We start from the raw sequence: 14,311 nt of genomic DNA, 5'->3' as shown, positions 1-14,311 counted from the left end.
ATCGCCCATGCGATAAAACAGCAGGATGTCAGGATGATCGGCCTTCAGGCGCAGGTATTGCTGCATCATCGGCGTATGGCCACTAAAGTCCATTTGCTCTGCTCCTTTCATCTCATTCTCACTCAACGTTCATTCTTTTAATTACCAAGGCTGGACTGGTGCAGCCTGTATGTACTGTTATCGTTCAAGCGATAACGAAAGCGCGATGTTACCATTTTTGCTGCATGACCTTCATCCGCCAGTAGGGGCTTTCTGGCTGCCGACCATAACAAATTGCGTGAAGCCGTAAAAAGCAATATTTGGTGAAAAAGGTAAAGCGTGGAGCCGTCTCGCAAATTCACGTTGCAATCGGCTGAAACGAACCTGAAATGGTTAAATTTTAAGATATTGCTCTGTATGTCACTTCGATGAACGATTACCATAAGTGCTTCCGGTTTCACCTGGCTTATGGATATCTAATGCGTTTTAAGGTTGCTCTTCTTCCGCTTATCACTCTGCTTGCTGCATGCAGCAGTAAGCCTGCCACTCATCAACAACCCGATGTTGTCCCTGCACCGAAAGGCGGTTTTTTGCTTGAGCCTTCCCATGCGGTTCAGCCGATGTTTGGCGATTTTGCCGGTAATCCGGCGGCTGAGCAGTTTATTGATCAGATGGTGGCAAAACATGGATTTAACCGTGAGCAACTGCATGCGGTGATTGGTCAGGCGAAGCGTCTGGATTACGTGTTACGCCTAATGGATCAGCAAGCGCCGAGTTACACGCCACCGACAGGTCCGAATGGCGCGTGGATTCGCTATCGCAATAAGTTCATCACGCCAGATAACGTGCAAAATGGCGTGGCATTCTGGAACCAATATCAGGATGCGCTGCAACGTGCGCAGCAGGTTTACGGTGTGCCGCCGGAGATTATCGTGGGCATTATCGGCGTTGAAACCCGTTGGGGCCGAGTAATGGGTAAAACCCGCTTGCTGGATGCGTTGGCAACCTTGTCATTTAGCTATCCACGTCGTGCTGCGTACTTCAGCGGTGAGTTAGAAACCTTCCTGCTGATGGCTCGTACTGAACAGGATGATCCGCTGGATCTGCGCGGCTCGTTTGCGGGGGCGATGGGCTACGGTCAATTTATGCCGTCCTCCTACAAACAGTACGCCGTTGATTTCAATGGCGATGGACACATTAACTTGTGGGATCCGGTTGATGCGATTGGCAGTGTCGCCAATTACTTTAAAGAACATGGCTGGCGTGCAGGTGAAAATGTCGCTGTACCTGCAAGTGGTCAGGCGCCGGGATTGGAGAACGGATTCAAAACTCAATATCCGGTGAGCACTCTGGCAGCAAGTGGTTTAACGCCGCAAGGATCGCTGGACGGAAATAACCAAGCTAGTTTGCTGCGTCTGGATTTGGGCACCAGCTATCAATATTGGTATGGTTTGCCAAATTTCTACGCGATTACGCGCTACAACCACAGCACGCACTATGCCATGGCGGTGTGGCAATTGGGTGAGGCCGTAGCGAAAGCGCGCCAGGGTAACATGCTTTAATGCTGTCCTTGCAAAGTGTAAGGGTATAAGATAGCGCCCCTTTTGCGGTGCTATCTTTGCCGCATCCGACTTCTGAGGAGCGCTTATGAGTACCTTACCTGCTTGCCCGGTATGCCAGGCCGATTACACTTGGCAAGATGGCGATAACCTAAACTGCCCTTCATGCGGCCATATCTGGACAATGAATGGCAATGATTCTTCTGATGATTTAGTGGTACGTGATGCCAACGGCAATCTGCTGGTTGATGGCGATAGTGTTACTGTTATCAAGGATCTTAAGGTTAAAGGCAGCTCTTCCACATTGAAGATCGGCACCAAAGTTAAAAGCATTCGTCTGGTTGAAGGCGATCATAATATCGATTGTAAGATCGACGGTTTTGGCCCGATGAAACTCAAGTCTGAGTTTGTGAAAAAGAATTGATAGTGGGACGGCACCACGCCGTCCTGTTTTTTTGAACGTAATACCCCAACATTTCACGCCTTCTTATATCAATTCACCCCTCTCCCCGGCGTAAATAAAAAGTCAGATTTCGCACTTTTCTCTTTCTAACAATCTGTGAAAAAAAGGTAGTGTGTGGCTCTTCAGCCAAGACAGGAGCATTGCCATGCAAGATTGGAATCCACAGCTGTATCGTCAGTTTGAATCGGAACGCACCCGACCGGCGCGCGAGCTCTTGCAGCGTATTCCGCTCACCGATGTGCGCTTTGCCACCGATCTTGGCTGCGGGCCTGGCAACAGCACAGAATTGCTGGCACAAGCATGGCCTGACGCGCAAATAACCGGTATTGATAGCTCTGAAGCTATGCTGGTGCAGGCGCGTGAACGGTTGCCTGCCTGCCTTTTTCAGCAGGCAGATATTCGCAATTGGCAAGCCGAGCAGTCTCAACACGTCATTTATGCTAACGCTTCGCTGCAATGGTTGACTGAGCATCACACGTTGTTGCCACATCTCGTGCAGCAGTTGGCAGTAGGTGGCGCGTTAGCCATTCAGATGCCGGATAATCTTGAAGAATCGTCGCACCGTTTGATGCGAGAAGTGGCGGCAAATGAAAGATGGCAGGCGCTGATTTCGCCGCAGGCGGCAGACCGCAAACGTCTACTCACCACGGATCAATACTACGATTTGCTGAGTGATGCGGGATGCCAGGTTGATATCTGGCGCACCACTTACTATCACCCAATGGCCGATGCTCAAGGCATTATCACCTGGTTACGTGCCACCGGGCTGCGTCCTTTCCTTGCTGGTTTAGATGAATCGCAGCAGTCGGCTTTTCTGCATGATTATCATCAGGCATTGATCCCGGCTTATCCAATTCGGCGCGACGGGCAGGTTTTGCTAGCGTTCCCGCGTCTGTTTATGGTTGCTGTGAAAACGCGCTGAGATAACTGGAATCTGGTGCGCAGAAATGGTTGCTGGCGGTTGAAAAGGGCTTTCCAGCGCTCCATTTACTGCTAACGTGAAACGCCACAACGGGAGAAGGCGATGAACGATGAACAGTTACAACAGTTGAGCCGTCGTATTGGTGAACAACTTAAAGCAAAAGAAGCAACCGTGACGGCTGCAGAATCCTGCACTGGCGGCTGGATTGCCAAGGTCTTTACCGATATCAGCGGTAGCTCAGCGTGGTTTGAACGTGGTTTTGTGACTTACAGCAATGAAGCCAAGCAGCAGATGGTAGGCGTTCAGGGCGAAACGCTGGCGCAATTTGGCGCGGTAAGTGAGCAAACTGTGCGTGAAATGGCGCGCGGTGCCAGTAAAGCGGCGACGGCAGAATACGCCATTGCGGTGAGTGGCATTGCCGGACCCGATGGTGGAACACCGGACAAGCCGGTTGGTACGGTTTGGTTTGCCATTGCTGGCCCGGAGAATCGTGTATTCACTCAGCGCGAGATTTTTGCCGGTGACCGCGATGCAGTCCGCCGCCAATCAGTAGCCTTTGCGCTACAAACGCTGCTTGATGAATTTCTGATAAATTAAAACTTGATACTGTATGAGCGTACAGTATAATTAGCGGCAACAGAACGAGCGACATATATGATGTCGGCTCACCCAGCATGATTAGGAGTGGAAATGGCGATCGACGAGAACAAACAGAAGGCTTTAGCTGCCGCACTGGGCCAGATTGAGAAGCAATTTGGTAAAGGCTCCATCATGCGCTTGGGTGAAGACCGCTCAATGGATGTCGAAACCATCTCTACCGGTTCACTGTCCCTGGATATCGCTCTGGGCGCGGGTGGCTTGCCGATGGGGCGTATCGTTGAGATTTACGGTCCCGAATCTTCAGGTAAAACCACGTTAACGCTGCAGGTTATTGCCGCAGCACAGCGTAAAGGTAAAACCTGTGCCTTTATCGATGCCGAGCATGCGCTGGATCCGGTGTATGCAAAAAAACTGGGCGTTGATATTGATAACCTGCTGTGTTCTCAGCCGGATACCGGTGAGCAAGCGCTGGAAATTTGTGATGCGCTGGCGCGTTCAGGCGCTGTTGACGTCATCATCGTTGACTCCGTTGCTGCATTGACGCCGAAAGCAGAAATTGAAGGCGAAATCGGTGATTCGCACATGGGTCTGGCTGCTCGTATGATGAGCCAGGCAATGCGTAAGTTGGCGGGTAACCTGAAGCAGTCAAACACGCTGCTGATCTTCATCAACCAGATTCGTATGAAAATTGGTGTGATGTTCGGTAACCCAGAAACCACAACCGGCGGTAACGCGCTGAAATTCTATGCTTCTGTTCGTCTGGATATCCGTCGTATTGGCGCGATTAAAGAGGGCGATGAAGTGGTGGGCAGCGAAACCCGCGTTAAAGTGGTGAAGAACAAAATCGCTGCGCCATTTAAACAAGCTGAATTCCAGATCATGTACGGTGAAGGCATCAACACCTTCGGTGAACTGGTGGATCTGGGTGTGAAGCACAAGCTGGTTGAGAAGGCCGGTGCGTGGTACAGCTATAACGGTGAGAAAATTGGTCAGGGTAAAGCGAACTCAACCAACTTCCTCAAAGAGAACCCGGCTATCGCCAATGAAATTGACAAGAAACTGCGCGACTTGCTGTTGAGCGGCGATGTGGTGGCGGAAGAGACTTCAAAAGCCTTTGCTGCAGACCACGAAGAAGCCAGCGAAACCAACGAAGATTTCTAAAATACAGACGGGAGCAGAGATGCTCCCGTTTTGCTTTCCCCCGCCAGCACTTTCCCTCGCCGTCTTCTTGCTTTACCCTGCGCCACTGTTAGAACAAGGTTGATCTCATGTCATCATCACCATCTGCGGCACCGGTGCCAACATATTCGCGTTTGCTGGATCGCGCGATGCGTATCCTCTCTCAGCGCGATCACAGTCGTGAAGAGTTAAAGCGCAAGCTGCAACTTTCTTCCCAACGCGCAGCTTACTTGCAGCAGCAGGAGAGCACGCCAATTCCAGATGAGTTGCTGGAAAAAGTCCTCGACTGGTGTCAGGAAAGCGATTGGCTTAACGATCAACGTTTTACCGAACGCTTTATCCAAAGTCGCGCTCGCAAAGGTTATGGCCCACAACGTGTGCGCATGGAGTTGCAACAAAAAGGTATTAGCCGTGATGAAATTAATCAGGCGCTGTTTGATACCGACGTTGACTGGAGCCAAAGCGCTGCCGACCTTGCCAAACGAAAGTTTGGCGATCCTTTGCCACAAACCTGGGCCGAGAAAAGCAAGGTACAGCGTTTTTTAATGTCGAAAGGCTTTATGATGGAAGATATTCAGGCCGTTTTCAGAAATTTTGACGACTGAAAGGCAATGTGATTTTACTTCCCACTGAAGAAAATTTATCTTATTCCCACTTTTTGTTCCTCAGTCAGCGGTAGGCCGGATGGATGTGGTTTGCCAGCGAAAGGGAACGTTCGTTAGCGTGATTCCAGGAATTTTATGAGCAAGAGCACTGCTGAGATCCGTCAAGCGTTTCTCGACTTTTTTCATAGCAAGGGGCACGAGGTTGTAGCTAGCAGCTCCCTCGTACCAAACAACGATCCGACATTGCTGTTTACCAATGCCGGCATGGTCCAGTTTAAAGACGTTTTCCTTGGTCAGGATAAACGCGACTATGCGCGTGCGACCACTTCACAGCGTTGTGTACGTGCCGGTGGCAAGCATAACGATCTGGAAAACGTGGGCTATACAGCGCGTCACCACACCTTCTTTGAAATGTTGGGCAACTTCAGCTTTGGCGATTACTTCAAGAAAGAAGCGATTGCTTATGCCTGGGAACTGCTGACCGGTGAGCAGTGGTTTAAGCTGCCGAAAGAGCGCCTGTGGGTAACCGTCTACGAAACTGACGATGAAGCTTTCGAAATTTGGGCCAACGATATTGGTGTGCCACGTGAGCGCATCATCCGTATCGGCGACAACAAAGGCAGCGCTTATGCGTCAGATAACTTCTGGCAAATGGGTGATACCGGTCCTTGCGGTCCATGCACCGAAATTTTCTTCGATCACGGTGATCATATCTGGGGTGGCCCGCCGGGTAGCCCGGAAGAAGACGGCGATCGCTACATTGAGATCTGGAACATCGTCTTCATGCAATTTAACCGTCAGGCCGACGGTACCATGCAACCGCTACCAAAACCGTCGGTTGATACCGGTATGGGGCTGGAACGTATTGCTGCGGTGTTGCAACACGTCAACTCCAACTACGAAATCGACCTGTTTGCCAAACTGATCAAATCAGTGGCGCAAATAACAGGTGCAACCGATTTGGACAACAAGTCGCTGCGCGTGATTGCTGACCACATCCGTTCCTGTGCTTTCCTGATCGCTGATGGTGTGATCCCTTCGAATGAGAACCGCGGCTATGTACTGCGTCGCATCATTCGTCGCGCGGTGCGCCATGGCAACATGTTGGGGGCAAAAGAGGCCTTCTTCTATAAGCTGGTTGCTCCGTTGATTGAAGTCATGGGTGCAGCGGGCGAAGACCTGAAGCGTCAGCAGATGCATGTTGAAAACGCGCTGAAAAATGAAGAAGAGCAGTTTGCTAAGACGCTGGAGCGTGGACTTGCGCTACTGGATGATGAGCTAGCGAAACTGCAAGGCGACACGCTTGATGGCGAAACCGTCTTCCGTCTCTACGATACCTTCGGTTTCCCAGCGGATTTGACTGCCGACGTGTGCCGCGAACGTAATCTGAAAATTGACGAAGCGGGTTTCGAAGCGGCGATGGAGCAGCAACGCCAGCGTGCGCGTGAAGCCAGCGGTTTTGGTACCGACTACAACAACGTGATTCGTATCGATGCCGTCACTGACTTTAAAGGTTATGACCATCTGGAGCTGGACGCTGTCGTTGAAGCGCTGTTCGTTGACGGTCAGCAAGTTGAGCAGATTAGCGCGGGTCAGGATGCGATAGTAGTACTCGACAAAACGCCATTCTACGGCGAATCGGGTGGACAGGTTGGCGATACCGGCGTGTTGTCTGGGCAGAATGCTGAATTTAGCGTGCTGGACACTCAGAAGTATGGCAAAGCCATTGGACATATCGGTAAGCTGAGCAACGGCCAATTACGTGTTGGCGATCGCCTGAATGCGCGAGTCGATGAAGTGCGTCGCGCACGCATTATTCTGAACCACTCAGCAACTCACCTGATGCATTCAGCATTACGTGAAGTGTTGGGCGATCATGTGGGCCAGAAGGGGTCACTGAATAATGACAAATATTTGCGTTTCGACTTCTCGCACACTGAAGCGATGAAGCCGCAGCAAATCCGTGATGTTGAAGATATCGTTAACACACAGATTCGCCGCAACTTGCTCATTCAAACCAAAGAAATGGATTTGGATGAGGCGAAGGCATGTGGTGCAACGGCGCTGTTTGGCGAAAAATATGATCAACGCGTGCGAGTAGTGAGCATGGGCAACTTTTCGGTTGAGCTGTGTGGTGGCACACATGCTGCGCGCACCGGTGATATCGGTCTGTTCCGCATTCAATCGGAATCAGGCACCGCGGCAGGCGTTCGCCGTATTGAAGCGGTAACCGGTGAAGGTGCACTGGCGCAAGTCAATGCGCAGAGCCAACAGCTGCAAGATGTGGCCGTTCTGGTGAAAGCCAACAGCAGTAATCTGAATGAAAAAGTGCGTGGCTTGGTTGATCACGTTCGCGCGCTGGAAAAAGAACTGCAACAACTTCGCGATCAGCAAGCAGCGCAGGAAAGCGCTTCACTGAGTAGCAAAGCGGTTGACGTTAAAGGTACCAAGTTGCTGGTGAGTGAATTAAGCAACGTTGAGCCAAAAATGTTACGTACCATGGTCGATGATTTAAAGAACCAGTTGGGTTCCGCCATTATCGTGTTGGCAACAGTGGATGCTGGCAAAGTATCGCTGATTGCTGGTGTGACAAAAGATCTTACTGACCGTGTTAAAGCCGGTGAGCTGGTTGGCGAACTTGCCTCTCAGGTTGGCGGTAAAGGCGGTGGTCGCCCAGATATGGCACAGGCCGGCGGAACAGAGCCGCAGGCACTGGCTGGCGCGCTAGCTGGCGTGCAGGAATGGGTTAGTAACCGACTGTAACGTATAAAACTTCGTATTGTGATAAGCGCCAGAAGCCCGAATTCTGGCGCTTTTTTAACACAGTGCACACCAGGTAATGACAAAGTCCGGTTGATGTAGTGTATTTCGGCTAAACTAACTATCAGCAGAATGTATTGGCATGGCGAAGCACAATGGTGTATTTGTCATAGGCATTGTTCAGCGTTATATGATGGATACGGCCGGGAGACCGAACAAGCCCGACTCTTTTAATCTTTCAAGGAGCAAAGAATGCTTATTCTAACTCGTCGAGTTGGTGAAACCCTCATGATTGGCGATGAGGTGACTGTAACGGTGCTGGGTGTTAAAGGTAACCAGGTCCGTATTGGCGTTAACGCGCCTAAAGAAGTTTCGGTCCATCGCGAAGAGATTTATCAGCGCATCCAGGCCGAAAAAACTCAGCAAACGAGTTACTAACGGATTCAGCGCCTCGCTGTAAAGCGAGGCGCTACCGCTTTTCAGTCCTCAGTCTGTCTTTTCTCTGCTTTTCTTCTCCAACATTTCTCTCTTCCCCTCAGCTTCGTTCTCTCTATTTTGTCTGCTGCAACCGACTTTCTTTGTTGATTAATCACCCTTTTTGTCGTCAAAGCATCCAAATTGAGCGTCATTTGTGCAATCAAGCAAATGGCTGGAAATAAATGTTTGACTTATAAGTCCGGGAAAGTAATATGTGCGCCACGCAGTGCCGATGAGCAGAAACAAGTTCAGAAGCACGGTTCGGAAGAACGCGTAAGGTGAGGTGGCCGAGAGGCTGAAGGCGCTCCCCTGCTAAGGGAGTATGCGGTCAAAAGCTGCATCCGGGGTTCGAATCCCCGCCTCACCGCCATTTCCGATGCATCCATAGCTCAGCTGGATAGAGTACTCGGCTACGAACCGAGCGGTCGGAGGTTCGAATCCTCCTGGATGCACCATTCGGAAAGATGAAGTAAGAGTGAACGAGCAGTTCCTTTCATGGTGAGTTGTTAGCACCCTGCGTTGTACAAGAATTATCTCGATGCATCCATAGCTCAGCTGGATAGAGTACTCGGCTACGAACCGAGCGGTCGGAGGTTCGAATCCTCCTGGATGCACCATTCTTCGTATCATCCTCAGGTTGTTTCAGTTAGTCCATCGTAAGAAAATCTCAATGCATCCATAGCTCAGCTGGATAGAGTACTCGGCTACGAACCGAGCGGTCGGAGGTTCGAATCCTCCTGGATGCACCATTCTTCGTATCATCCTCAGGTTATTTCAGTTAGTCCATCGTAAGAAAATCTCAATGCATCCATAGCTCAGCTGGATAGAGTACTCGGCTACGAACCGAGCGGTCGGAGGTTCGAATCCTCCTGGATGCACCACTTTTAGCTCCTCCTTTCCAAATATCTCAGCCAATAGTATTAACACGCGTAAAAACCACTGAATTAACCGTCGTTTATCCTCGGTATTGCCCTCTGACCTTTTTCTGAAAACGAAAATTACTAATGCTTTCAAAGCATTTGCGGTTAAGCGCGCCTGGCGACAACCTGAGCGCATTACGCTAAAGTAATGGCTCATTTTGTGGTGCTGGACGGAGTGACAATGTACGACCAATATGACGCCCTGATTTTCGATATGGACGGCACAATTCTGGATACTGAGCCGACACATCGAAAAGCCTGGCAGCAGGTGCTGAGCCGCTACGGTTTCACCATGGATGAAGACAAAATGGTGAGTTTTAATGGCGCTCCAACCTGGCAACTGGCTGAGTTCATTCTTGAGCAGAACAACGCCACGCACGATCCCCATCTGCTGGCAGCGGAGAAAACCGCGGCCCTCAAGGCAATGTTATTGGATGACGTGCGCCCGCTTCCGCTGATGGAAGTGGTTAAAGCCTATCATGGTCGTCGTCCGATGGCGGTTGGCACCGGCAGTGAACACAGTCTGGCAAAAGCCCTGCTCGAAGAGTTGGGTGTTTATCACCTGTTTGATGCGGTAGTCGGCGCTGATGATGTACAGCGTCATAAACCGCAACCCGATACATTCTTACGCTGCGCTGAATTAATGGGCATCGCGCCCGAGCGCTGTGTGGTGTTTGAGGATGCTGACTTTGGCGTACAAGCCGCGAAAGCAGCAGGCATGGATGTCGTTGATGTCCGTTTACTGTGAATGAATTTCTGACCTATGGATCGTTATTCGGCAGCAGCTTTCTGAGCGCAACCCTGCTACCAGGGAGTTCGGAAGCGGTGCTGGTTGCACTGCTGATCGCCCAGAAGGGTTCAGTTTATGGATTGTTATTGGCTGCATCAGTGGGAAACACGCTGGGTGGCCTGACCAACATTCTTCTTGGTCGCCTGATGCCGCTTAAAGAGCAAGGGCGATGGCACAACACAGCAATGACGTGGTTACACCGATTGGGACCCGCAGCACTGTTACTCAGCTGGCTGCCGGTAGTGGGCGACTTACTCTGCGTGCTCGCAGGTTGGTTGCGCTTTGCCTGGCTACCTGCGGTGCTGTTTCTCGCCATCGGTAAAACGCTGCGTTATATCGTTATCGCGACCGCCACATTACAAACAATGCAATGGTGGCATTGATTCGCACAGATTCGAGGCTACGGTTAACATTATGCTGAACAAAAATAAATTATTCGCACAGCGGGAGGTTAATGTGATCCCGGACGTATCTAAAGCACTTTCCTGGTTGGAAGCGCATCCTGACGCGTTGAAGGGTATCGGCCGTGGTATTGAGCGCGAATCACTGCGCGTAAAACCCGATGGTCACCTTGCAACCACAGGTCACCCTGAATCTCTCGGTTCAGCGCTTAAGCACGATTGGATCACCACCGATTTTGCCGAAACGCTGATGGAGTTCATCACGCCGGTTGATCAAGACATCGAGCGCTCATTGGCGTTCCTGCGCGATATTCACCGCCACGTGGCGCGTGAGTTGGGCGAAGAACGTCTGTGGCCGTTTAGCATGCCAGGTTACGTTGATGACGTCGATAGCATTGAGCTGGCGCAGTATGGCAGTTCAAATATCGGTAAAATGAAAACGCTGTATCGTCAGGGGCTGAAGAACCGCTATAGCGCATTGATGCAGATTATTTCTGGCGTGCACTACAACTTCTCGCTGCCGCTGTCGTTTTGGCAGGAATGGGCGGATGTAAAAGATTTGGAGAGCGGTAAGGAAACTATCTCTGCCGGCTATCTGCGTTTGATCCGCAACTATTACCGCTTTGGTTGGGTGATTCCGTATCTGTTTGGCGCATCACCGGCGATTTGTTCTTCCTTCTTGCAGGGCCGCGAGACTAAATTGCCATTTGAAACGGATGGCAAAGGTACGCTGTGGCTGCCGCACGCCACGTCACTGCGCTTGAGCGATCTCGGTTATACCAATAAATCGCAGAGCGGCTTGGGCATTACTTTCAATTCACTGGAAGGTTATGTGGCGGCACTGAAGGCGGCGATCAAAACGCCGTCGGAAGAGTACGCGGCGATGGGCACCAAAGATGCCGATGGCAACTGGCTGCAACTGAATACCAACGTACTGCAAATTGAAAATGAGCTGTACGCGCCGATTCGTCCGAAACGCGTTACGCGTTCAGGTGAAGCGCCATCTGATGCGCTGTTGCGCGGCGGTATTGAATACATTGAAGTGCGTTCGCTGGATATCAACCCATTCTCGGCGATTGGCGTTGATGCCAATCAGGCACGCTTCCTCGATCTGTTCCTGATTTGGTGTACTTTAGCGGATGCGCCAGAGATGAGCGCCGATGAGCTGCTGTGTACCCGTAAGAACTGGAATCGTGTGGTGATGGAAGGGCGTAAGCCGGGCCAGGTTATCGCGGTCGGTTGTAGCGAGACGGAGCATACGCTGGTAGAAGTGGGTAAGGCGCTGTTTGCCGACCTGCGTCGCGTAGCGGAAGTGCTCGACAGCAATCATGGCGACACGCAATATCAACAGGTTTGCGATCAACTGGTAGCGTCATTCGACGATCCTGAGCTAACCTATTCGGCGCGCATTCTTCATGCCATCAAAGAAAATGGTTTGACCGGAGCGGGCGTGGCGTTGGCGGAACAGTATCGTCATCTGTTGTGTGAAGAACCATTAGAGATTCTGACTGAAGATGATTTCAGTCGTCAGGCGTTGGAATCGGTACAAGCGCAAGAGAAGCTGGAACAGAGCGACACGCTGGATTTCGAAAGTTACCTTGCCGGTCGTGAAGGCTAGAAAAGAAAATGGCCACATCAATGTGGCCAAAATTAACATCTCTGTTGTCAGGGATGATGATAACAAATGCGCGTCTTTCATATATTCAGACGTTGGACGATTAGAAAAGTTTCATCGTTTCAAAAAAAATCTCAAAACAGGAGGTGACGTATGCCACTACTGGATAGTTTTACTGTTGATCACACCATCATGGGCGCGCCTGCCGTGCGCGTAGCAAAAACCATGAATACTCCGCATGGCGATACCATCACCGTTTTTGACCTGCGTTTCTGCCGTCCGAATATCGAAATTCTGACTGAGCGTGGCATTCATACGCTGGAGCACCTGTTTGCAGGCTTCATGCGTAATCACCTGAATGGTGATGGCGTAGAAATCGTGGATATCTCACCAATGGGTTGCCGCACTGGCTTCTACATGAGCCTGATTGGTACGCCGGATGAGCAGCGCGTCGCGAAAGCCTGGAAGGGCGCGATGGAAGATGTTCTGAAAGTGAAAGAGCAGAGCCAGATTCCAGAACTGAACGAATATCAGTGCGGTAGCTACAAACTGCACTCGCTGGACGAAGCACAGCAGATCGCCCGCAATGTGTTGACACATGACATTGGCGTTAACCGCAATGAAGATCTGAAGCTGCCTGCTGAGAAGCTGAAAGAGCTGCACATCTAGTTTGCACGCTACAATGAAAAACGCCGCGAATATCGCGGCGTTTTTGTTGATGGAGATTAAGACCCAATTGAAGATTTCAACGCTTGATGCGGCGTGATGCGCACCTGCTTTACCATATTGTCCTGTACGTCGAGAATATCGATATCGTAAGCGCCAACGGTAACGCGGGTATCAACCAGCGGAATCTCTTCTAATGCTTCCAGCAGCATGCCGTTGATGGTGCGTGCATCCTCTTCTGGCAACATCCAGTTAAAGGCTTTATTGATTTCGCGTACATTGGCGCTGCCTTCAATCAGTACCGAACCATCATTTTGCGGCATCACTTCTTCAGCCAGCGACGGTGACATTGAAGTGGTGAAATCGCCGACGATCTCTTCGAGAATATCTTCGATGGTGACCAGGCCTTTCACATCGCCATATTCATCGACCACCAAGCCAACCTTCTTCTTGTTGCGCTGAAACTTGACCAATTGCACATTCAGCGGCGTGCCTTCTGGCACGTAGTAAATTTCATCGGCGGCGCGCAGCAGGCGTTCTTTATTGAACTCTTTCTTCTCGGTCATCATGCGCCACGCCTCACGCACGCGCAGCATGCCGACACAATCATCCAGCGAATCACGGAACAACACGATGCGTCCATGTGGTGAGTTGCTGAGTTGACGCACGATCGACTTCCAATCGTCATTGACGTTGATGCCGACGATTTCGTTGCGCGGCACCATGATGTCATCCACGCTGACTTTTTCGAGGTCGAGCACCGACAGCAGCATGTCCTGATTGCGGCGCGACATCAGCGAACGTGATTCATGCACGATGGTACGCAGCTCTTCTTTACTTAGCGCTGAACTGATTGATCCATCGGTCTTAATCCCGACCATGCGCATCAAAATGCGCGTAATGGTGTTCAGCAGCCATACCAGCGGCAGCATCACATATTGCAGTGGCGCCAGTAACACGCTGCTGGGATAAGCCACTTTTTCGGGATAAAGCGCGGCAACGGTTTTTGGCAGTACTTCGGCAAACACCAGCACCACAAAAGTCAAAATACCGGTGGCGATTGCTACACCCGCATCGCCATATAAGCGCATGCCAACAATAGTGCCAAGTGCAGAAGCGAGGATGTTGACGAGGTTATTACCGATTAAAACCAGGCTAATTAAACGATCGGGACGACGCAGTAAGCGTTCTACGCGGCGAGCAGCGCGATTGCCGCTTTTCGCTTTGTGGCGCAGCTTGTAACGATTGAGCGTCATCATGCCGGTCTCTGAACCGGAGAAATAGGCAGAGACCAGCACCATGATGACCAGCGTAATGATCAGCGTGGTGGTTGAAACGTGTTCCAACACAAAATCCTTAGTGAGAGGTGAGCAGG

Annotated in this window: 13 protein-coding genes and 5 tRNA genes; 17 read left to right on the top strand and 1 reads right to left on the bottom strand. The window is 50.9% G+C overall.

Annotation, left to right across the window (positions count from 1 at the left end; genetic code table 11):
- Nucleotides 1–458 precede the first annotated feature (458 nt).
- The 17 genes from mltB (at nt 459) to luxS (ending at nt 12,939) form a co-directional block, all read left to right on the top strand.
- Entirely contained in the window at nt 459–1,541 is a 1,083-nt protein-coding gene (gene mltB, locus ABDW13_RS22280) for a lytic murein transglycosylase B (protein WP_343554698.1), read from the top strand.
- 85 nt (nt 1,542–1,626) lie between these two features.
- Entirely contained in the window at nt 1,627–1,962 is a 336-nt protein-coding gene (locus ABDW13_RS22275; protein WP_343554697.1) for a zinc ribbon domain-containing protein YjdM, read from the top strand.
- A gap of 184 nt (nt 1,963–2,146) precedes the next feature.
- On the top strand, nt 2,147–2,923 hold the full coding sequence (tam, locus tag ABDW13_RS22270; RefSeq protein WP_343554696.1) for a trans-aconitate 2-methyltransferase: 777 nt from the start codon (nt 2,147–2,149) through the stop codon (nt 2,921–2,923).
- 102 nt (nt 2,924–3,025) lie between these two features.
- Nucleotides 3,026–3,520 (top strand): nicotinamide-nucleotide amidase, encoded by a 495-nt coding sequence (gene pncC / locus ABDW13_RS22265; protein WP_343554695.1) that lies wholly within the window; start codon nt 3,026–3,028, stop codon nt 3,518–3,520.
- A 93-nt stretch (nt 3,521–3,613) separates the two neighbouring features.
- Complete coding sequence (recA, locus tag ABDW13_RS22260) at nt 3,614–4,684, top strand: recombinase RecA (RefSeq protein ID WP_343554694.1); 1,071 nt, start codon at nt 3,614–3,616, stop codon at nt 4,682–4,684.
- Between the two features lie 107 nt (nt 4,685–4,791).
- Complete coding sequence (locus ABDW13_RS22255; protein WP_343554693.1) at nt 4,792–5,307, top strand: regulatory protein RecX; 516 nt, start codon at nt 4,792–4,794, stop codon at nt 5,305–5,307.
- Between the two features lie 135 nt (nt 5,308–5,442).
- The gene (alaS, locus tag ABDW13_RS22250; RefSeq protein ID WP_343554692.1) at nt 5,443–8,070 is read left to right on the top strand and encodes an alanine--tRNA ligase; all 2,628 of its coding nucleotides are present in this window, start codon (nt 5,443–5,445) and stop codon (nt 8,068–8,070) included.
- 249 nt (nt 8,071–8,319) lie between these two features.
- Nucleotides 8,320–8,505, top strand: coding sequence for a carbon storage regulator CsrA (csrA, locus tag ABDW13_RS22245; protein ID WP_004155916.1), 186 nt, complete (start codon nt 8,320–8,322; stop codon nt 8,503–8,505).
- Nucleotides 8,506–8,821: 316 nt separating this feature from the next.
- Nucleotides 8,822–8,914, top strand: a tRNA-Ser gene (locus ABDW13_RS22240).
- Between the two features lie 8 nt (nt 8,915–8,922).
- A tRNA-Arg gene (locus tag ABDW13_RS22235) sits at nt 8,923–8,999 on the top strand.
- A gap of 85 nt (nt 9,000–9,084) precedes the next feature.
- A tRNA-Arg gene (locus ABDW13_RS22230) sits at nt 9,085–9,161 on the top strand.
- A gap of 55 nt (nt 9,162–9,216) precedes the next feature.
- Nucleotides 9,217–9,293, top strand: a tRNA-Arg gene (locus tag ABDW13_RS22225).
- A gap of 55 nt (nt 9,294–9,348) precedes the next feature.
- Nucleotides 9,349–9,425, top strand: a tRNA-Arg gene (locus tag ABDW13_RS22220).
- Between the two features lie 220 nt (nt 9,426–9,645).
- Nucleotides 9,646–10,212 carry a fructose-1-phosphate/6-phosphogluconate phosphatase gene (gene yqaB / locus ABDW13_RS22215; RefSeq protein WP_343554691.1) on the top strand — a complete coding sequence of 189 codons (567 nt, stop codon included), beginning with the start codon at nt 9,646–9,648 and terminating at the stop codon, nt 10,210–10,212.
- Nucleotides 10,209–10,637, top strand: coding sequence for a YqaA family protein (locus ABDW13_RS22210; protein ID WP_343554690.1), 429 nt, complete (start codon nt 10,209–10,211; stop codon nt 10,635–10,637). The genes yqaB and ABDW13_RS22210 overlap by 4 nt, the downstream gene beginning before the upstream one ends.
- Before the next feature lie 31 nt (nt 10,638–10,668).
- Nucleotides 10,669–12,273, top strand: coding sequence for a glutamate--cysteine ligase (gene gshA, locus ABDW13_RS22205; protein ID WP_343554689.1), 1,605 nt, complete (start codon nt 10,669–10,671; stop codon nt 12,271–12,273).
- 150 nt (nt 12,274–12,423) lie between these two features.
- Nucleotides 12,424–12,939 (top strand): S-ribosylhomocysteine lyase, encoded by a 516-nt coding sequence (gene luxS, locus ABDW13_RS22200; protein WP_343554688.1) that lies wholly within the window; start codon nt 12,424–12,426, stop codon nt 12,937–12,939.
- Between the two features lie 56 nt (nt 12,940–12,995).
- Here luxS and ABDW13_RS22195 read toward each other — a convergent pair whose 3' ends face one another.
- Nucleotides 12,996–14,282, bottom strand: coding sequence for an HlyC/CorC family transporter (locus tag ABDW13_RS22195; RefSeq protein ID WP_343554699.1), 1,287 nt, complete (start codon nt 14,280–14,282; stop codon nt 12,996–12,998).
- Between the last annotated feature and the right edge of the window lie 29 nt (nt 14,283–14,311).

The organism is Pantoea sp., assembly GCF_039594315.1.
Classification (GTDB): Bacteria; Pseudomonadota; Gammaproteobacteria; order Enterobacterales; family Enterobacteriaceae; genus Pantoea.
This window is presented reverse-complemented; position numbering and strand designations above follow the sequence as displayed.